18 protein-coding genes are annotated in these 20,210 nt (G+C 54.6%); 9 read left to right on the forward strand and 9 right to left on the reverse strand.

Annotated elements, in window-relative coordinates; translation table 11 throughout:
- The first annotated feature begins 249 nt into the window (after nucleotides 1–249).
- The 3 genes from DQG23_RS41835 to DQG23_RS19450 all read left to right on the forward strand — a co-directional run bounded on the left by DQG23_RS41835 (nucleotide 250) and on the right by DQG23_RS19450 (nucleotide 2,001).
- Nucleotides 250–642: a hypothetical protein gene (locus DQG23_RS41835; RefSeq protein ID WP_146762337.1), complete on the forward strand. Its 393-nt coding sequence runs from the start codon at nucleotides 250–252 to the stop codon at nucleotides 640–642.
- Complete coding sequence (locus tag DQG23_RS19445) at nucleotides 630–1,319, forward strand: S-layer homology domain-containing protein (protein ID WP_113032544.1); 690 nt, start codon at nucleotides 630–632, stop codon at nucleotides 1,317–1,319. Before DQG23_RS41835 ends, DQG23_RS19445 begins: the two co-directional genes overlap by 13 nt.
- Before the next feature lie 166 nt (nucleotides 1,320–1,485).
- Nucleotides 1,486–2,001 (forward strand): GNAT family N-acetyltransferase, encoded by a 516-nt coding sequence (locus DQG23_RS19450; RefSeq protein WP_113032545.1) that lies wholly within the window; start codon nucleotides 1,486–1,488, stop codon nucleotides 1,999–2,001.
- Between the two features lie 381 nt (nucleotides 2,002–2,382).
- On the opposite strand, the gene DQG23_RS19455 is transcribed toward DQG23_RS19450, so the two are convergent.
- A complete protein-coding gene (locus DQG23_RS19455; protein ID WP_158560595.1) occupies nucleotides 2,383–2,661 on the reverse strand; it encodes a carbohydrate-binding protein in 279 nt (92 codons plus the stop codon).
- A 292-nt stretch (nucleotides 2,662–2,953) separates the two neighbouring features.
- Here DQG23_RS19455 and DQG23_RS19460 point away from each other — a divergent pair, with 292 nt between their 5' ends.
- The 4 genes from DQG23_RS19460 to DQG23_RS19475 all read left to right on the forward strand — a co-directional run bounded on the left by DQG23_RS19460 (nucleotide 2,954) and on the right by DQG23_RS19475 (nucleotide 8,975).
- Entirely contained in the window at nucleotides 2,954–5,317 is a 2,364-nt protein-coding gene (locus DQG23_RS19460; RefSeq protein WP_158560596.1) for a helix-turn-helix domain-containing protein, read from the forward strand.
- A 156-nt stretch (nucleotides 5,318–5,473) separates the two neighbouring features.
- On the forward strand, nucleotides 5,474–7,045 hold the full coding sequence (locus DQG23_RS19465) for an extracellular solute-binding protein (RefSeq protein ID WP_158560597.1): 1,572 nt from the start codon (nucleotides 5,474–5,476) through the stop codon (nucleotides 7,043–7,045).
- 138 nt (nucleotides 7,046–7,183) lie between these two features.
- A complete protein-coding gene (locus DQG23_RS19470) occupies nucleotides 7,184–8,083 on the forward strand; it encodes an ABC transporter permease (protein WP_113032549.1) in 900 nt (299 codons plus the stop codon).
- A 16-nt stretch (nucleotides 8,084–8,099) separates the two neighbouring features.
- Entirely contained in the window at nucleotides 8,100–8,975 is an 876-nt protein-coding gene (locus DQG23_RS19475; protein WP_113032550.1) for a carbohydrate ABC transporter permease, read from the forward strand.
- A gap of 1 nt (nucleotide 8,976) precedes the next feature.
- Here the strand turns inward: DQG23_RS19475 and DQG23_RS19480 are convergent, their stop codons facing one another.
- The 8 genes from DQG23_RS19480 to DQG23_RS19515 form a co-directional block, all read right to left on the reverse strand.
- Nucleotides 8,977–9,954: a DMT family transporter gene (locus DQG23_RS19480; RefSeq protein ID WP_420330243.1), complete on the reverse strand. Its 978-nt coding sequence runs from the start codon at nucleotides 9,952–9,954 to the stop codon at nucleotides 8,977–8,979.
- Between the two features lie 102 nt (nucleotides 9,955–10,056).
- Nucleotides 10,057–11,376: an SLC5/6 family protein gene (locus DQG23_RS19485; RefSeq protein WP_113032551.1), complete on the reverse strand. Its 1,320-nt coding sequence runs from the start codon at nucleotides 11,374–11,376 to the stop codon at nucleotides 10,057–10,059.
- Between the two features lies 1 nt (nucleotide 11,377).
- Nucleotides 11,378–12,076 (reverse strand): response regulator transcription factor, encoded by a 699-nt coding sequence (locus DQG23_RS19490; protein ID WP_113032552.1) that lies wholly within the window; start codon nucleotides 12,074–12,076, stop codon nucleotides 11,378–11,380.
- On the reverse strand, nucleotides 12,073–12,849 hold the full coding sequence (locus DQG23_RS19495) for a sensor histidine kinase (protein WP_113032553.1): 777 nt from the start codon (nucleotides 12,847–12,849) through the stop codon (nucleotides 12,073–12,075). Before DQG23_RS19495 ends, DQG23_RS19490 begins: the two co-directional genes overlap by 4 nt.
- Nucleotides 12,850–13,075: 226 nt before the next feature.
- Nucleotides 13,076–14,068: an ABC transporter ATP-binding protein gene (locus DQG23_RS19500; RefSeq protein WP_113032554.1), complete on the reverse strand. Its 993-nt coding sequence runs from the start codon at nucleotides 14,066–14,068 to the stop codon at nucleotides 13,076–13,078.
- Entirely contained in the window at nucleotides 14,065–15,105 is a 1,041-nt protein-coding gene (locus DQG23_RS19505) for an ABC transporter ATP-binding protein (RefSeq protein ID WP_113032555.1), read from the reverse strand. The genes DQG23_RS19500 and DQG23_RS19505 overlap by 4 nt, the downstream gene beginning before the upstream one ends.
- 264 nt (nucleotides 15,106–15,369) lie before the next feature.
- Entirely contained in the window at nucleotides 15,370–16,290 is a 921-nt protein-coding gene (locus DQG23_RS19510; RefSeq protein ID WP_113032556.1) for an ABC transporter permease, read from the reverse strand.
- 120 nt (nucleotides 16,291–16,410) lie between these two features.
- Nucleotides 16,411–17,310 carry an ABC transporter permease gene (locus DQG23_RS19515; RefSeq protein WP_113032557.1) on the reverse strand — a complete coding sequence of 300 codons (900 nt, stop codon included), beginning with the start codon at nucleotides 17,308–17,310 and terminating at the stop codon, nucleotides 16,411–16,413.
- 179 nt (nucleotides 17,311–17,489) lie between these two features.
- Here DQG23_RS19515 and DQG23_RS19520 point away from each other — a divergent pair, with 179 nt between their 5' ends.
- Together DQG23_RS19520 and DQG23_RS19525 are read left to right on the forward strand one after the other, a co-directional pair.
- Entirely contained in the window at nucleotides 17,490–18,716 is a 1,227-nt protein-coding gene (locus DQG23_RS19520) for an amidohydrolase (protein ID WP_113032644.1), read from the forward strand.
- Nucleotides 18,713–20,200 (forward strand): amidohydrolase family protein, encoded by a 1,488-nt coding sequence (locus DQG23_RS19525; RefSeq protein WP_113032558.1) that lies wholly within the window; start codon nucleotides 18,713–18,715, stop codon nucleotides 20,198–20,200. The genes DQG23_RS19520 and DQG23_RS19525 overlap by 4 nt, the downstream gene beginning before the upstream one ends.
- Nucleotides 20,201–20,210 lie beyond the last annotated feature (10 nt).

The raw sequence follows: 20,210 nt of genomic DNA on the forward strand, positions 1-20,210 counted from the left end.
TTCCATCTGAAAAGCATTGCCCGTAGATTTATCTATATTTTCATAAAATGTAATCGGAGTTACAGATTGATCACTTCAATTAATTTATAGTGAGTAGACGGTAACATTATAGGATGTTGCAGGTTAACGATTTGCTCTAGCGTAGATATGAGGAGCCGGTTTTGAACTGCCATTTTGTCATTTTTGAAGTTGAGAACCGTAGGCGTTTTCAGCAACGAAGGATCTTCTTTGCGAAAGGACGTATGAACAGTGACAAGGATTAGTAGTAAATTATCGCTTATGGGCTTAATTATTTTATTTTTTACAACAGGTATAGTACCGGGGAAGTTCAGCGTAGACGTTGGCATCATATCGACCGCTGCAGCGGCTGCAACCATCTCCAGTCAAGATGGGATTGGATATAGCGGCTCCATTCCTAGGAATGAAGTGGCAGGGACCGCTTTTACCGGATACCAGTCCTGGCCTAGCGGATTTACAAAAGGATCCTCTGCCTTTGCCGGCGGCGTCTATGACGGTACGAGTATATGGATGATTCCTTATAATGCCAACGAATTAGTCAAGGTTAATCCATCTACCGGAGAAATGACGGGATACAGCAATTGGCCCGCAGGCTTCACTAAAGGGAGCAATTGGCAATTGTAATAGCAGAGGATGGTTCATTTATCACTGTACCGACGAAAATCGTTATGAAAGATGGAAAACGTTATGCTGAAGTTTATACGTTTGTGGATGGAACGATTGCATTGATTCCACATCAGCAGAGTTTTGCAGATACCCAGGGGCATTGGGCAAAAGCAGCTATTGATGAATTTGCAAGCCGATTGATTGTGAGCGGTATGACGGAAACGACTTTTGTCCCAGATGCGGATGTAACTAGAGCGGAATTTACAGCAATATTGGGTAGGGCATTAGGGCTGGTCAGCACTCCATATCAAGGTCGGTTCAATGATCTTCCCCCTGATAACTGGGCGGCGGCTTCGATACCATTGAATAGATCACTCATTCAAGGGTATGAAAATAGCTCGTTCCGACCTAATCAAAACATGACAAGAGAAGAAACGATCGTGGTCATCACGAGAGCATTGCAAATGGTTGGGGTCAAAGTTGCTTTATCCGATGATAAAGTTAAACAAATTTTAGGGCAGTATGGTAATGCAGATAAAGTATCCGGCTGGGCTGAAAATGCAGTGGCTGTGGCGATTGAAACGGGTTTACTGCAAGGGAAAACTGCTCATACGCTAGCATCGCAAGATCCTGTTACTAGAGCTGAAATTGTAATCATGATTCGTAGAATGCTTGAATATGCAAACTTAATTTAAGCGACACCATTTTCTTTGGATCCCGGCTTAGTGCGATAAGGATTAGCTTGCTTTTCAACCGCCGGAATCGTTTACAGCTTCAATAAACTAAGGTAATCTATGGATATCTGACGGGGAAATGAAAGAAACGTATTTGCGAAAAGACATGTTGGAAGGAGGCAACATAATGACGACTGTTTTACGGCGCTGCGTCAGCGATGAGGAGCTTGCCAAAGTCAGTTTATTCGCCCTTGAGAATAAGCGCGACCTGCACCTCGCCTTCGGGACTTTGGACATGGTATCCGTGCTATGCACGTATATGACGGAAGGGCATTTGCTTTATATAGCGGATGCCGACAATCAAGTAATCGGGATGTTGGGCTACTATCACGGAATGCCGGAAAATGAATTTATAGATAAAGAGATCGCCTTCGTAGACACGGCCATTCTCGATAAGGCATACCGGGGTACGCAGATCTTCCTTAAAGGGCTTCGCAGCATGGTCGAGCAGATTGTCGAGGCTCATCCGGAAACGCAAGAAATAAGATTTGCCGCTTTATCCGAAAATACATATTTATGCCGACTTTACTCGAAATTTTCCGAACCAAGCTACACCCGTAACGGATCGGCCGGAGAAGAAACCGTTTTTTGTGTCAAAATTCACCAACTCAGAGCTACCTTAAACGGCTATTCCAAGCTATAATAAGTCTAGGAAGAAAATACTATACGGTTCATAAAAGGAGGATAAAAGCCATGTTTCTACCCCCACCGAACTTAGACAAAAAGAACGGCAGCAAGCTCGGCAAATTTATTATCAACAACGATTCGCTGAGAGTGCAGCAGTAATACCCATTCCATTCCGACTATGTAAGCTTGAAATAGACTATAAAGCTTGCAGCGGGAATCCCAAAATTTTCTGCATTGCATTTTCCTCTATTAGCTGTGAATCCACAACCGTATGCGTTTGTGGGTTTTTATTTTTTAGGAAAGCGAAGCTTTCCTTTGCCCCCAAAAACAAGACTGCCCTCGCGTCCATTGCGGACACTTGGACAGTCTTTTTTCAAAATGCCCCTGTTTCGTAACGCTAATTGCTGAACTTCATCCAATCGAAGTTGCCTACTCCCGGACCGCCTTTGAATACGATATATATGTCATGCACGCCGCTTGCTCCGGTCAGCGCGGCCGTCTGCTGAGTGAAGGTGAATGGCGATTGAAATGCCGTCTTGTAAACGAGTCCAGCATCGTCCGCATACGCTTCGCCTGCCGGCGAGGTTTCTTGAAGTAAATCGTGGCGCTCGTCTCCGATGCTCCGGTAACGAAACAGAAGCAAGTTTGTGGAAATCGGACTACTTCTCTCCGTCATATAGGATGATGCAAGCCAAGAATTGGGCGCGATGCGAAATGCGGAACTACGGAAAACGACGTATGCTGCGCAACACAATGTATATGAAATATCACATACATTTTGCTGCATCCGCCGGATCCTCGACGTTGTATATGAAAAATCGCATACATCGGCCACATCAACCAGCTTTCACGACATTTGTGTATGAAATAGCGTATACGTTAGCTCTACCCCCGAGAGTCTGACAGCGCAGATCCAGAACGATATGCAACGCACTTTTTTACCGCCATTACCGAAAATGGAAAATTCCATGTACAAGACGATGGAAAATCCCGGTATACTTCTCTATGAAGAGAAACGGACGACGCTGTCGTCTCGAAAGCGGGGATTGATCATGCTGAACTTCGCATCGATATTGAAAAGGGCCACCTTCAAACATAAGCTGGCTCTTTTCTCGCTGTTCGTAAGCATTACGCCGGTTCTGATCGTCGGACTCTCCTCCGCTTATTTATCGATGCGCAGCATGCAGGAGGAGGTGAACGGCAATCATGCCGCGGCGCTCAAGCAAATTCATTACCAGATTAACAATATCATCAAAAGCTTGCACATCACCTCGATCGGCCTCGCCTCGAACCCCGCGGTGGAGAAGTCGGTGCAGGCGGGTCCCGGGCTCGACAGTTTGAACCAGACGTTCGAAATGATCGAAGCGGTGCGGCGGGAAAACAGCTTCTCGACGCTCAAATTCGATATGTCGCTCGCCTATGTGAAATATGACTCCGTATACTCCACCGCCGATTCGAGCAAAATGACGCAGTCCCGGTTCACCGAAATGGTGCGCAGCAACAAGCCGCTTTACAACTCTTCCTTCATGGTGATGGACGATAGCGACAAGAACGAGCCGGCGCTGCTGCTGTTCCGTCCGGTACCGATGTATACGTACTATACGGACGGCATTCTCGTGCTGCATGTGAGCATCGACGAGTTCGTCAAGTTTTTCGATACGCTCACGACGGACAACAAAAGCCGTATTTTTATCGTCGACAAAAGCGGGAAGGTGATCGTCGGCAAAAACAAAGGCGATATCGGCACCCGGCTCGCCAACATTCCGCTCGATAAGGAAAAGGATACGCAGCTGAAGCTTCCGGACAGCTATTCGCTTGACGGCGTCGACTACAGCATGTCGTTTCAGAACTCCTCGTTTAACGATTGGACGTACATCGTCATGACGCCGATGCAGCTGCTGACGCAGCGGACCGACGAGATCAAGCAAATTACGCTGGTCGTCGTCGCCGTCATCATCGTCGTGTGGTCGCTGTTTTCGTTGTTCGGCTCCTACCGGCTTTATTATCCGATAGCGCTGCTGCTGCGCAAATTCATGCCGGCCGATAGCGACCGGGGCCAATTTTCGGACGGATTGAAAGCGCTTGATTCGTTAATCGACAGCATGGTTGTGTCCAACCGCGAGCTCAAACGGGAGATCGACGAGCAATCGACCTACTTGGAGCAATACTTCTTTCAGCAGCTCATACTAGGAGAAGCGTCCGATCAGGAAATGCGCCGCAAAACGGAGCGGTACGGCCTGCCGCTTCAAGGCAGCCGGTTTCTAGTCTGTATTGCGTCGGTCGACGATTATCCCCAGTTTATCCGCAAATATAAAGAGCAGGACCGGACGCTCGTCCACTACGCCATGCGCAAAATGATCCTGGAGCTGCTCGGCGACAGGCCCTCCTGTCTGGCCGGCGTGATGCAGCCGGGGCAAGTGACGGTTATCGTTCCGCTTGAGGCGGGAGACGACGAGGCAGAAAACCGTGTCCTCCAGGCGGCGGACGATTTCCGGCGGTACGGCGAGCAATATTTTCATTTTACGGCAAGCATTGCGGTCAGCGATGCGAGGCGCGGCTACGCAAGCATCAACGACAGCTACGAGCAGGCGACCGAGCTGCTGCGTCACAGACTGACGTTAGGACATAACGTAACGATCACCGAAAGCAGCGTCGGCCCCGCGGCCAAGCAGCTGAGCCAATTCATTACCGAACGGCAGAAAACCATTGTCTTCCATGTGATTCACGGCAATATCGAGGAAGCGAACCTGCAGCTGTCCGACATGCTCAAAAATGTCCCTCTGTACACGAAAAGCGCGGACGGCGTCGTCGGCTCGCTCTCCTACTTGCTTGGCGAATTGGAATATATGCTGTACAAAATGGGTTGCCCGCTGCATGAAGCGCTCGAAGGAGACGTCTACCGGCAGTTATACGGCATGTCGACGATTCGGGAGGTGGAGCAATGGCTGAAGCAGGTCGTTTTTCCGACGGTGAAGGCGCAATTGGAACGATTTTCGGTCAAAAAGCAGACAAAAATCATTCAGCATGTCCTGCAATACGTAGACGAACACTACAAAACGGACCTGTCGCTGCAGCACCTCGCGGACGCGTTCGACCTGTCCCCATCCCATTTGAGCCGCATGTTCAAGGAAGAGACGAACCGGGCGTTCAGCGACTACCTGCTCGAATACCGGATGAACAAAGCGAAGGAATGGCTGGCGCATACAAGCATGCCGATTAAAGAAATTGCCGATCATCTGCGCTACACGAACGTGACCAATTTCTCCCGGGCGTTTAAGCAGTTTTTCGGCACCTCCCCGGGCAAATACCGCAGCCATTCGCTGTCCGAGTAACGCAAGCGCCGCTTTTTCGAATGATCAATAGCGCTTATTTTCTTGATCATTTCTTGCGTCTCTCCCTGCGCAAATGATAATTGCCTGTCAAACGTTAGTACAGGTATAGTCGTCCTTGAAAGCGCATAACAAAATTTCGATAAGGGAGAAATGTGCATGGAACGAAGGAAAGTGAAGTCAGCCGGTTTGTTCATGGCTTCGCTGCTGCTGGCGTCCGGACTGCTGGCGGCGTGCAGCTCCAAAAGCGGGGAGGAAGGCAAGACCGATTCGGGAGCGAAGCCGAGCATCAAGTTCCTGCTGTCGCATACGCTGGCCAAATATGCGATGCAGTACAAAAGCGACGACGACATGTACACGAAGGAGCTGTCGAGGTTGTCCGGGTACGATCTGCATTTCGAGTTTCTCGGCCACGGCACGGACTTTACGCAGCAGATGACGGTCCGGTTCGCTTCGAAGGATATGGCCGACGTCGTGCGGACCGACAGCATTTTGTCGAGCATGCATCCCGGAGCGGTCGAACAAGGGGTATTTACCGATTTGACGCCGCTCATCGAGAAATACGGCCAAAATTTAAAGAAGAAAATTCCGCAATCCGCCTGGGACAGTCCGAAGGTATCGAAGGACGGCAAAATATACGGTATCCCGTACTTGTCCGCCGTTCCCGCCTACCGCGTCATTTATATTCGCCAGGATTGGCTCGACAAGCTGAACATGCCCCAGCCTAAGACGCTCGACGATTATTTGAAGTTTTTCGAAGCGGTCAAAACGCAAGACATGAACGGCAACGGCGACCCGAACGACGAGTATGGCTTTTATGTCCGCGAGAACCTCGATTACAGCGACTTGTTCTTCAAAGAGTTCGGCGTCCATCCGGGAGAGTGGGTGTATAGGGACGGCCAGTTCCAGCCGGGAATGATTCAGCCCGAAATCAAAGAAGGCTTGAAGTTTTGGAAAAATCTTTACGAAAAAGGCTACGTGAACTCGAACCTGTTTACGAACAAAAGCGCCGACTGGCGTGCGGGCATCAAGCAAGGCAAAGGCGGCATGTGGATGCACGACGTGCCGAACTATGCGGAAGACTGGCAGCCGAGCTTGTTCGTCAACGAGAAGAACGTCAAAGTCGCGATGCTTGAAGGGCCGGAAGGGCCCAAAGGAAAAGGACTGACCCCGGAAAACGATCAGGTCAACTACGTCAGGGTCGTGCCGTCCTCGAGCAAAAACGCGGAAAATGTGATCAAGTTTTTGGATTGGGCCGTATCGAACGAAGCGGCGGAGAAGTTTTTCGCCTACGGTATCGAAGGACACAACTATAAGCTCGAAAACGGAAAAGTGAAATTCGACGCCACCGCCAAGGAAAACCTGGAAAATGACGCAAGCCAGCAGTTCCGCACCGTCATCAGCATGCTCAAAGACGGCCGTCTGGAGCCGCTCGTGCTCGAAGTCGATCCGAACGCCGAGCTTTTGAAAAACGGGCTGAAGGCGGCCAACAATTCGATATACAAAAACGAAGCGATGTACATGCCGAACCTGGAAGCGCTAACAACGCGCCCTGAGCTTGGGATCGGCAGCGGCACGCTGTTCCTCGACATGTTCGCCAAAGTGATCACCGGCAAGCTCGATCTCGATACAGGGTTCGAAAATTTCGTCGCGGAGTGGAAAAAACGCGGCGGCGACCAAGCAATCAAGGAAGCGACCGAATGGTACAAAAAGAAAAATAACATCAAGTAAGAAAATCGATGAAGCCGGCATAGCGGCACATGGCGGAGCAACAGCGCCGGGCTGCGCGGAGGCGATGTCGTCCGGATCCGTTTACGGGCCCGGCGACATCGGCCGGCGCCCCGCTATGTCAGAGAAGGAGCGGACCGTATGTTCAAACGAGCTTCGCAAAAGGATGCGCTGCTGCTGCTGCTGATCGCGCTGCCGGGCATTTTGCATTTTGTCGTGTTCAAGTACATCCCGATCGCGGGCAACGTCATCGCTTTTCAAAAGTACAACATGTTCCAGGGCATTCTGAGCAGTCCTTGGGTCGGTCTGGACAACTTCCGGATGATGTTCGGCTTCCAGGAGTTTTACCACATCTTGCGGAACACGCTGGCGCTCAGCCTGCTGTCCATCGTTTTCGGCTTCCCGGCCCCGCTTGTGCTTGCTCTTCTGCTGAACGAAATGCGCCGCATGTGGCTGAAGCGGTCGGTACAAACGCTGCTTTATTTGCCGCATTTTTTGTCCTGGGTCATCGTCGGAGGCATATTCATCAATCTGCTGTCGATAGACGGGTTTCTCAATACGATTATGAAGCAGCTCGGCTATGCGCCGAACGATTATTTGACGAATCCGAGTTATTTCAGAGGTATGCTCGTGTCGATCGGCATCTGGAAAGAAGCCGGATGGGGGATGATCATTTATTTGGCCGCTCTTGCGGGCATCAATCCGAATTTGTACGAAGCCGCAATGGTCGACGGCGCCGGCCGCTGGAGGCAGATGTGGTACATTACGCTTCCGTCGCTGATGCCGGCGATCGTCGTCCTGTTTTTGCTGCGCATCGGCGGCGTGCTTGACACGAACGTCGAACAGGTGCTCATTTTCATCAATCCGCTCGTGCGCGATGTCGGGGAAGTGATCGACACTTATGTATACCGGATCGGCCTGCTCGGCGCGCAGTTCAGCCTGACGACGGCGGTCGGCATTTTCAAATCGGTCGTCGGCCTCATCCTGATCGTCGGCTTGAACTACATCAGCAAAAAATCGACTGGCGAAAGCATTTATTAAGACGGAGGCGACGTTCATGCCTACTTATCGTACGGACCGATATTTCCAGCTGTTTAACAGCTTGATGCTCGTTTTCGTCAGCCTCTCCATGCTGGCTCCGCTCATCCATCTCGCAGCCGTTTCGTTCAGCTCGCAGAAATATGTCGGCGCCAAGCTCGTCTATTTTTGGCCGCGGGATTTCAATATCGAAGTGTACAAAACGATTTTCGCCACCGACTCGTTATGGCGCGCGCTCGGCGTCAGCGTTTATATTACCGTTTTCGGCACGATTATCGCGCTGCTGTTCACTTCCACGATGGCGTTCGCGCTGTCTCGCCCGAATATGCCTTACCGTAGTCTCGTGCTCAAGGGGATCATCGTTACGTTCGTTTTTTCCGCGCCGCTTATTCCGAGCTACCTGCTCGTCCGGTCGCTTTATATGGACAATACGCTGTGGGCGCTTATGATTCCCGGCGCTTTAACCGCGTTTAACGTCATTATTATGAAAACCTTTTTCCAGGGCATCTCCGCCGAGCTGTTCGATGCGGCGAAAATCGACGGCTGCAACGAATGGAGCATTTACGGGCGGATCGCCATTCCGATGTCGACTCCGGTCATCGCGACGATCGCGCTGTTCCACGCAGTCGGGCAGTGGAATTCCTATTTCGGCGCCCTAATTTACATCCGCACGAAAACATTAATGCCGATTCAAGTCGTGCTGCGCAACCTCGTCATCGAAGACAACCTGACGTCGCTGCCGCAGCTGACGACGGTCGACTTGGCGCGCGCGGCGACGCCGGAGATGATGAAGGCGGGCATCATTTTGTTCGGTACGGTTCCGATCCTGATCATCTACCCTTTTCTGCAAAAATATTTCGTCAAAGGCGCGATGTTAGGTTCGTTGAAGGAGTAAATTAGCCTTTTATTTCAGCACCGGCATTCGGAGAAGACACGGCCGGTTTGCGTTTGGATACGTACAGGGAAGCGAGCGTCACCCCGCCGACGATAAATAACGAGCCGAGCAGCTGCCTAGGCGTGATGGGCAGGCCGAGCACCGCGTATCCGACGACCATCGCGACGAACGGCTCCAAATTGGAGAACATCGCCGCTCTGGCTGCGCCGACCTTCTGCAGCTGGCCGTTCCAAATGAGCGTCACGATGCCGTGCATGACGATGGCCGTCGCGATGAGCAGCGCCCATGCCCAAGCCTCTTGGCTGATCCGCCAAACCGAACCGCTCGCCGAGACGGCAGGCACCATCATGGCGAAACCGGCCGTCGTCGACACGAGTGTCGTGATGAGCGGAGGCAGCGTACGGGCCAGGAGCCGAACGATTACGATCGAGCCGGCGAAGGTCAGCATCGTGACGAATATCCAAAGATGGCCAACATGCAGCTCGAGCTTCGCCCCTTCGGAGACGACGAAGAAGACGCCGAAAAGCGCCAGCAGCGAGCCGGCCAGCATGCTCGGCGTCACGCGCTCCTTCAGGAAAAGCGCCGCCAGGAAGGCGGTCGTGAGCGGCGTAAGCGCCAAGATGAGCGCGGATGTGGTCGGATCGGCCGTTTGCAAACCGCTGTAAAACGACCATTGATTGAGGAATACGCCGACAAGCCCAAGCAGCAGGAGCAGCCTCCACTCCCGGCGGCCGATCGCCGATAAGGAAGTTTTCATGCCGTTTCCGTTCGTCTGCCGATATCGCAGCCACACGTAAGCGAATAGAAACAAAGTGATGAACAGAAGTCTGGCCGCAGCAAGGAACATGGGGGAAAATTGTTTGACAAGCACGTTGCCGAAGACGAAATTGCTTCCCCAAACGGCGACGCAGAACGTTAACAGCAGGTAGGATCGAAGCATCCGCATTTCCTTTCCTTGAACGATTTTGCCGATCGGCATATCCCGGAGCTCCGCTGATGCCGTATCGCAGCCGACACACCCTTGGCGGTTTTCTGCGATAGGGCTGCGAACTCGCCGCCCCGTGCGGTGTCCGGTACCCGGTTACCGTTTCCGGTATTGCACCCGGTGCCGCAGCACCTTGCCGCCCTCGTACGCCAGCACCGCCGCAGCCGACACGATCGCGCTCACCCAAATGGCGTTCATATGGCTGAGCTCGACTCGGCTTGCATAGCCGGCCGTCAAACCAAGCAGCGCGCAGAACGGAATGGCATTGCCCGTTTTTCCCTTGCTGAAGACGATGACGAGTACGGGAACGATCAGCGCCGCATAGATGATGCCGAAGAAAAACAGCAGCTCCAGCAGCGTCGGCTCCAGCAGGAACGTGAGCACGAACGACAGCAGTCCGATGGCCAGCGCCAGCATATAGCCCATCCGGATTTTTTGCTTCTCGCCGGCTTCCGGCTTGAACAGCGGGTACACGTTGCCGACGATCAGACTGATCAGGGAATGAATCCCCGCCCCGAAGGCGGACGTCACCGCCAGAAACGCGCTAAGCACGAACAGGATAAGCAGCGGAAACGAATCGATTTTACGAATGAGATCGAACAGCAGCGAATAAATGTTTTGAAAACCGCCTGTAAAAATAACGATCATAATCATCGCCGAGAAAGCGAGCGGTATCGTCGACCAGATGAGGCCCGACAGCAAAAACGTCGGCACGACGTTCCTCGTCTCGACCATGTAAAGGCGCTGCCACGAAGCCTGATCGACAAACACCTGGCCGCATCCGATCAACAGGCCCGTCACGATAAAAAACAATCCTTCATGATTGTTCGTCACAAGCAAATACGGATGATAAAGCCGAATGCCGGCATAAACGTGCTCGACCCCTTTTTCGATAAAAAAATAAAGCGGGATCAAAATCGCGGCCACGAACACGATGATGACCTGAAAAAAGGCGATCCGGTGAATGACCACAATCCCCCCGAAGCCGGCATAAACGACGCAAAACAGAAAAAACGCCAGCATCCCCAGCGAAATCGGCACATCGAATAAAATATTGAGCAGCAAGCCGCCCGCCATCCCTTGCATGAACATGCCCTCTACGCTGATCGTAAGCAGGATGGCGATCATGACCCAATAGCCCGTCCGGTTCAGCTTCAGCCGAAAAAAGTCGCCTATGGTCTCGCCTTCCGGGTACGTGCGGCGCACCTTTCGCCCGACCCATCCGAACGCCGCCAAAGCTAACGCGCCCATCAGCGCATAACCGATGCCGCCGAAAATGCCGTACTTGATCAGCGCTTCAGGAGAAGCGAATATCGTATTGCCCGTCACCCATCTCGCCAGCACGGATACGACCCCGAGGCCGATGCCGATTTTGGCGGTGCCCAGCGCGTATTCCCGAAACGATTGATACGCCAAGTCACTTCTCCCTCTCGCGGTATTCTTTCGGCGTCATCCCGGCGCTTTTGCGAAAGATCGTGCTGAAATAATGCTGGCTGTTGAACCCCGTCTTCTCCGCTACGGTCGAAATGCTCCAGCCGGGATGGCTGATCAGATACGTCTTGGACAGCTTGATCCGGTATTGCATCAAATATTCGGAGAACGAAACGCCGACCTCGTCGTGAAAACGCCTGCTCAAATACGTCGGGTTGATATGAACCCCTGCGGCCAAATCGGCCAGCGTCAGTCTTTCCGCGAAACGCTCGTGTATGATCGAAATCGCATCGCGGATAATCGGGGAGTAATCCGATTGCGGACCGCTGGCGCGGTATTTGGCCAACAGCTCCTCCAGCTCGCTGCGGATGAGCGGCTTCGTCATATAATCGACCACGCCGAGGCGGATCGACTGCTTGGCGTAATGAAAGTTCTGGTGCGCGGTTACAATGATGATATCCATGGACGGATGATGCTTGCGCAGCTCCTCGCCCAGCTCAAGTCCCGACTTGCCCGGCAGGTTGATGTCGAGAAAGGCGAGATGGATTTTGTCCTTCTGGCTGACGGCCAGCGCTTGGCTGCCGTCGGAAGCCTTGTACAGCTTCCAAAGGGGAAAAATCGGACGAATCAAATATTCCAGCTGCTCCAGCTCCAGCGGTTCGTCGTCTACGAGCAGAACGTTCATGTCGGCACCTCGTTTGCATCGGATTCGGGGACATATGGCCATACGACCTGCACTTCGGTGCCGCTCCCCTCGACCATACGCATATCGACGCCCGCCCGCTCGGCAAAATACAGCTTCAGCCTGCGGCGGATGTTGTCGAGTCCGTGACCGCTTTTCTCCCCGGCGTCCATCGCGCTCTGCTGCGGTTCAAGCGTGCCATTGTCAAGCACGTACAGGTTGACGTCGTCGCCCTCGCGCCATATGCGCACATGCAGAACAGCTTCGCCCACCTTCCGCTCCAGTCCGTGCTTGAACGAATTTTCGACGATCGTCTGGAGGACGAACGGCGGGATCAGAGCCCCCTTGCTCTCCTCGTCGCAGACCATCGTCGCCTTCAGGCGGTCGCCGAAGCGCAGCTTTTGGATTTCGAGATAATGGCCGGTGTAGCGGATCTCTTCGCGCAGCGGGATGAGCGGCTCGCTCGTATGGTATTTGAATTTGAGAAATTGCGAAAACACCTCAAGCGCCCGCACAAGCTGCTCGGTACGCTCAAGCCGGGCAAGCGTCAAAATGACGTTCAGCGTGTTGAACAGAAAATGCGGCTGAATCTGGCTGTTCAGCTGATGATAAAGCGATTGCTGCAGTTCCTTCTCCAGCTCGATCTTCTTCGCTTTGTTCTCCAGCAGGTCGATCCGCTTCTCGAAGACGAACAGAAACAGAAGCGTGATCGCCCCCAGAATCGGCGCCAGAATGAACAATAAAATAAGCAGCGTAAATCCTTCGAAACTTAACACATGGAACCCCTTCTACCGTGCGATTAACCGCTACCGTTACTATTTTCCAGCAAGCCTTGAACTATACGCTGCGTTCGGGCGCGTCCGTTCATTCCGTTCCTCCCGTAAAGGAGCGTCCGCCGGTTCAAAGCTCGCAGCGGATAGCGCAACGAACCGAGCTTGCGGAGCCGTTTATGCCGCGCCGCATGCCGTCCACAGCCAGCGCAGCCCAACGCGCGACGGCAGGTTACGCCAGATGGCACGCGACCCGGTGCTCGTCCCCGACCTGGCGCAGCTCCGGCGTCTGCGACCGGCAAGCGTCTACGGCCAGCGGGCAGCGCGTATGGAAGCGGCAGCCTTGCGGCGGATCGATCGGCGAAGGAATATCGCCTTTGAGCAGAATGCGTTCCCGCTTTTCCTTCCGGTCCGGTGTCGGAATGGCCGACAGCAGCGCCTTCGTGTAAGGATGCTGCGGATTTTCGAACAGTGACTTCTTGTCGGCGATTTCGACGATTTTGCCGAGATACATAACCATGACGCGATCGGAAATATGCCGCACAACCCCAAGATCGTGGGAAATGAACAAGTAGGTGAGCTTATGCTCCTCCTGCAGCTTCTTAAGCAGGTTAAGCACCTGCGCTTGAATGGATACGTCGAGCGCCGAGACCGCCTCGTCGCAGATCATCAGCTTCGGCTGCACCGCAAGCGCACGCGCAATGCCGATCCGCTGGCGCTGGCCGCCGCTGAACTCGTGCGGGTACCGGTCGATATGGTCGGCGCGCAATCCTACATAGGAAAGAAGCTCCATGATCCTGTCCGCTTGACGCTCTTTGGGAACGACCTGCTGAATCGTCAGCGCTTCTCCGAGAATTTGCCGTACGGTTTGCCGGGGGTTAAGCGAAGCGAACGGGTCCTGGAAAATGACTTGCATGTCTTTGCGCATCGCCCGCAAGCCGCTTTTGGACAAACGCAGCACATCTTGCCCCTGGAAGGTGATTTCGCCGGCCGTCGGCTCGTCGAGCCGCAAAATCGCCCGCCCTGTCGTCGATTTGCCGCAGCCGGATTCGCCTACGATGCTGAGCGTTTCGCCTTCGTAAATCGTAAAGCTGATATCGTCTACGGCCTTAACGTGGTTAACCGTCCGTCCGAAAAAACCGCCCTTGATCGGGAAATATTGCTTCAGTCCTTTAATATCCGCGAGAACGCGTTTGCTTTGGCCCTGCTTTACGGTTGCCGTCATCGCATGCCACCGACTTTCGTTTGGTTTATAGTTTCCGCACCCGTATCCCATTCCGGCGTCGCCATCCAGCAGCGCACCTGATTGCCGCCGCCGGCATCGACAAGCTCCGGCATCCTGTCGGCGCATATCGCTTTCGCATGCTCGCAGCGCGGCGCGAACCGGCAGCCCTGCGGCATGTCATATGGACTCGGCACGCTCCCGGGAATCGCCGGCAGCTCCTCCATATCCTGATCGAGACGGGGCAGCGAGTTAAGCAAGCCGATCGTATATGGATGCTTCGGACTTGCAAACAGCTCGTCGGCCGTCGTATATTCCACCACTTTGCCGGCATACATGACGGCCACCCGGTCGCATGTTTCCGAGACGACACCGAGGTCATGCGTAATCATAATCATGCTCATGCCGAGCTGCCGCTGCAGCTGCTTCATCAGTTCCAATATTTGCGCTTGAATCGTCACGTCGAGCGCCGTAGTCGGCTCGTCAGCAATGAGAATTTCCGGGCTGCACGCCATCGCCATAGCGATCATGACCCGCTGCCGCATCCCGCCGCTCAACTCGAACGGCTCCTGCTTCGCCCGCTTTTCCGGCGACGGGATGCCGACCAGCCGCAGCATATCGACGGCCTGCTCCCAAGCTGCTTTGCGCCCGAGCTTCTTGTGCACGCGAAAAACCTCCGCGATCTGCTCCCCGACCGAGTACACCGGGTTCAGCGACGTCATCGGCTCCTGAAAAATCATCGAAATGTCGTTTCCGCGGATGGCCCGCATTTCCTCGTCCGACTTTTTCAGCAGATCCTGCCCTTTAAAAAGCACTTCGCCGCCGACAATTCTGCCGGGGGGACTTGCGATCAGCCGCAAAATGGAAAGCGAGGTGATGCTTTTGCCGCAGCCGGACTCGCCGACCAGGCCGAGCGTTTCCCCTTTATGCAAGGTGAAATCGATGCCGTCGACCGCTTTGCTGACCCCTTCGCCGGTAAAAAAGTGCGTCTGCAGCCCGCGGACCTCCAGCACTTTTTCGTTCGTTATCGGTTTCGTCATGCGAATTCCTCCTTAAACTTTCCGTCAGGAAAGCTGCTTCGTAAGTGACCAGTGTGAAAGCGAAAGAAGATAAGCTATCCGGTTTGTCAGGTATCTCCTTACGGTCGCTCTTGTGTTCAGGAAATTTGGTTGGAAGCTTGGTTAATGCGATTTCCTGAACACAAAGGCGAACGCTCACGCTCCTTCAGGAGACACCCGCCACCCCTACAGTAATCTTCCTTACAAATCTTTCAGCTTTACATTTTGCTGCCTATGCGCTTGCCGCTAGTCCAGCTTAATCCGTTTATTAAAGTACCGGTACAGCACGTCGACGACCAGATTGACAAGAACGAAAATGAGCGAGGCTACAAGAACGCCCCCCTGCACCATAGGCAAATCCCGCATCCGGATGGCGTCGACGATCAGCCGGCCGAGGCCGTTTATCGCGAATACCGATTCCACCAGCACCGTACCGCCAAGCAGGACGCCGAACTGCAGGCCGACTACCGTGATGACGGGAATAAGCGCGTTTTTGAGCGCGTGCTTGTAGACGATGATGCGGTCCTTGAGCCCTTTGGCTTTGGCCGTTCGGATGTAGTCCTGGCGAATGACGTCGAGCATGCTCGACCGCGTCATCCGGGCGACGATCGCCGCGCCCGACGTGCCCAGCGTGATAGCCGGAAGCAGCATGTGTTTCCACGTCCCCCAGCCCGCAACGGGCAGCAAGTGAAGCTTGACTGAGAAAAAATAGATAAGCGTCAGCCCGAGCCAGAAGCTCGGCATCGAAACGCCGATCAGCGCGATGATCATGATTGCGATATCGGATTTCGTGTACGGCTTTGTGGCGGAAATGATGCCGGCCAGCATCCCGAGCACAACCGTGATGAAAATACTGGCGAGCGCAAGCTCGATCGTAATCGGCAGCCGGATCATAATCTCTTTGGATACCGGCAGGCTCGAGCGCACGGAAGTGCCGAGATCGCCCCGGAACACGTCGGCGACATACTGCACATACTGCAAGGCCAGCGGCTGGTCCAATCCCATTTGATGGCGGATACGCTCCACCGTTTCCGTTGAGGCCCCTTCGCCGGCAAGCATAACCGCCGGGTCGCCGGGCACGAGCTGCATGATCAGGAAGACGACCAGAATGACGCCGAGCATAACCGGAATCATTTGGAGCAATCGCCGAATGATATAAATGAACATGTTGTTCCTCCTCTAAGTTCCTCTCGAACGATCAAGACGGGGGTCAGCTTCGCGACGAAAAACGTATGAACGGAACGGACTCCGGTCACGGATAACGACCTTACGGGGTGCACGAACATCCTACTGTTTCATCCGCGGATCAAGCGCGTCGCGCAGCCCGTCGCCGAAAACGTTGAAGCCGATGACGAGCGTCGAAATGGCGATACCCGGAAACAGTGCCAGCGTCGGCACGGTGAACATAAAGTCGCGGCCGTTGCTGAGCATGGCCCCCCATTCGGCCATCGGCGGCTGTGCGCCAAGCCCGAGGAACGACAGACCGGCGGCGGAAAGAATCGCAGTCGCGATCCGCAGTGTCGCCTGCACGATGATCGGAGACATGATGTTCGGCAATATATGAACGAAAATGATACGCGCATCCCCCGCGCCAAGCGAGCGGATGGCATCGATATATTCCAGCTTTTTGACCGTTAAGGTGGAGCCACGCACGATACGGGCGAACATCGGAATCGAAAACACCCCGACCGCGATCATGACATTGACCAGGCTTGGCCCAAGAGCGCTTACAATGGCTAACGCAAGCAAGATGCCCGGGAAGGCCAGCAGAACATCCACCACCCGCATGATGACCGTATCGACCCATTTCCCGTAGTAACCGGCAAGCAATCCGAGAATGATGCCGAAAAACGCGCCGATCAGCACGGCTACGAATCCTACCGCAAGCGAAAGGCGGGTGCCGTATATGAGCCGGCTCAGCACATCCCGTCCCTTATCGTCCGTTCCTAGCAGGTGCTCGGCGGACGGCGGCTTCAGCTTGTTCACCAGATCGACCAAGTACGGATCGTGCGGCGCAATGAGCGGCGCGAGCAAGGCCACCAGCAAATAAAAAACGATGACGACCCCGCCTGCCATGGCGAGTTTATTTTTGCGGAATTTGTAATAAAACGCTTTCCATTTGCCCGGCTGCGATGACGCCGGCTGCTTTGAAAACGATTGCTTTTGTTCGGCAAGCTGTCCATTCATGATCGATTTCCCCCTTCGTGTCCTTAAAGTTATCAGAAATCGGGCCCAAGTAAATACGGTTCGGCCAATGCGTAAAGATCCTGCAAATACAGGTAAAGATTATTAAAAAAATTGGCGGAAAAATGTCTATAATGGAGCTTGAGCTTGTACTCGATTGGAAGAGAAAGGGTGAACGATTCGTGAGCTCCGCATATTGGCTGACCAATATTCGTTTGGAAAGCGGCTACCGGATGGAAAACGGAACAATCGCCGGGACCGAAACCGAAATTTGTCATTTACGCATGGAAGGCGGCATGATTCGCGAAATCGCGTCTGCCGAAGCTCCGCTCCTTACCGGGCTACCCCGGCTGGACGCCAAGGAGCTGCTGCTTCTGCCGTCCTTTATCGAGAAACACGTTCATTTGGATAAAACGCTGATGGGCGACGCGTGGCGCGCGGTCATTCCAGCTCCGGGCGTGACGGGGCGCTGCGAGGTGGAAAAACGCATTCTTCCGTCCCTGCCGACCTCAAGCAAAGCGCGCGCCGAGCTGCTGCTGGACACGCTGCTCAAGAACGGCTCGACCGAGGTGCGCACGCACGTCGATCTATACCCGGACGCCGGCTTGCGTTATTTGGAAGCGGTTCAACAGGCGCTGGAAACGTTCGGGGGCAAACTCTCGTCCGAAATCGTCGCCTTTCCGCAGCACGGCCTTCTCCGCAGCCATGCGACGCAGCTCGTCCGCGAAGCGCTTCGCCAAGGCGCTACGCTGGTCGGAGGCGTCGATCCCGCCACGGTCGACGGCGATATCGAAGCTTCGCTGCAGCGGATGATGGAGCTGGCCGTCGAGGCGAATGCGGGCGTGGATCTGCATTTGCACGATCCGGATTATTTGGGTACCTATACGATGAGAAGATTAGCGGCATTAACGATGGAGGCCGGCTTACAAGGAAGAGTCGCGGTCAGCCACGCTTTCGGCATCGGCGACGTGCCTGTAGGCGAGGCGGCGGATCTTGCGGCCGTCCTGGCCGAGGCGGGCATTACCGTCATCACGAGCGTGCCGCATAGCCGCGTCATTCCGCCCGTGCCTCTGCTGCGCGATCACGGCGTCAACGTAGCCGTAGGCTGCGATAATATTTTCGACACCTGGCAGCCTTACGGCAATGGCGACCTGCTTGAGCGTGCCGGGCGTCTGGCGGAGAGATTCCGCTGGATCGACGAGCGTTCGCTCGGGCAGTCGCTCGGATTCATCACGGGCGGCCGGACGCCTCTCGACGCGGAAGGCAGACGCGTTTGGCCGAACGTCGGCGACGAGGCAAGCATGCTGCTCGTTGAAGCAAGCTGCTCGGCGGAAGCCGTCGCAAGGCGCGCGGAGCGCAAGGCCGTCTTTTTCAGGGGAACTTTAGTGGCGGGAGGACTGGACGCATGATCGATCTTTTGCTGGTGAACGGCGTCGTTATTACGATGGATTCGGAAAGGCGCATTCTCGAAGACGGCGCCGTGGCGATTCATAACGGAAGGATCGTCGAAGTCGGCGAAACGGAGCTGCTGCGCGGGAAATACGAGGCGGAGCGGACGATCGACTGCAAGCATCATTGCGTGCTGCCCGGCTTGATCGACGCTCACGGCCACGGCGGCCATTCGATGTTCAAAACGATCGCGATGGACAGCCCGAGCTTCTGGATGCCCGTTATGACGCATACGTACAAACATTTCGTGACCGACGAGTTCTGGTACTACGAAGGCAAAATCAACGCACTGGAGCGGCTGAAGGCCGGCATTACGACAGGCGCCTGCGTGCTCGGCTCGATGCCGCGCTCGGACGACCCGGTCTTCGCGCTTAACCATGCCAAGGCATATGCCGAAGTCGGCGTGCGCGAAATCGTCTGCACCGGCCCCTGCAATCCGCCGTGGCCGCATTCGTTCAGCCGCTGGGTAGACGGCAAACGCATCACGCGGGATGTCACCTACGAAGAAGTGCTGCAAGGAGCCGAAGCGGTGATCGAGGCGCTCAATCATGCGCATGACGATCGAATCCGCGCGTTCATTACGCCGTTCGTCATCGTTACCTCCGTCAATCCGTCGGCGCCGACGCCGGCGGATCAGTTGTACGGACTAACGGATCACGACCGCTACCAGGCCAAACGGATCCGGGAAATCGCCCGCAAGTACGACACGCGGATCCATTCGGACGCGTTCGGCGGCATGGTGCATCTGGCCATTCAGGACAAGGAAAACGCCCTGCTCGGGCCGGACGTGCATCTTCAGCACTGCCGCGGCCTATCGTTCGACGAGGCGCGCATCCTCGCCGAAACCGGCACCAACGTCAGCTCGGCGCCCGGCTTCGGGCAAGTAAACGCGCGGACGCCGATCACCGAGCTGATCGAGCTCGGCGCAACCGTCGCGATTACGACGGACGGCACGGCGCCTGCTGCAAGCTTCGACATGTTCCAGGCGATGCGCAAGACGCAGCTGATCCACCAGGCCGCGCTCAAGGACTACTATTATTTGCCGGCCGGCAAGCTGCTGGAAATGGTGACGATCGACGCGGCGCGCTGCGTAGGCTGGGATGACGAGCTGGGCTCGCTCGAAGCCGGCAAAAAAGCCGACGTCATCACGGTCGACATGCGGCAGCCGCATTTGACTCCGGCTTTTATGTACGTGCACAGGCTTGTGCATCAAGCGGTCGCAAGCGATGTCGACAACGTGATCGTCGACGGCAAAATTGTGATGGAAAACCGGAACGTTTTGACGGTGGACGAAGGTCTGGCCATCGACGAAGCGAACGCCGAGGCGCAGCGCACGGTCGAACGTGCGGGCTTGCAGAAATATATGCAGCCGACGAAATATTTTTGGGGACACGCGAGGGCTTACCTGGATGAGAAACGATTCGATCCGGGCGATCTTGTCTAACAGAATCGAA

The sequence above is a fragment of the Paenibacillus contaminans genome, from assembly GCF_003285015.1.
GTDB lineage: Bacteria > Bacillota > Bacilli > Paenibacillales > NBRC-103111 > Paenibacillus_V > Paenibacillus_V contaminans.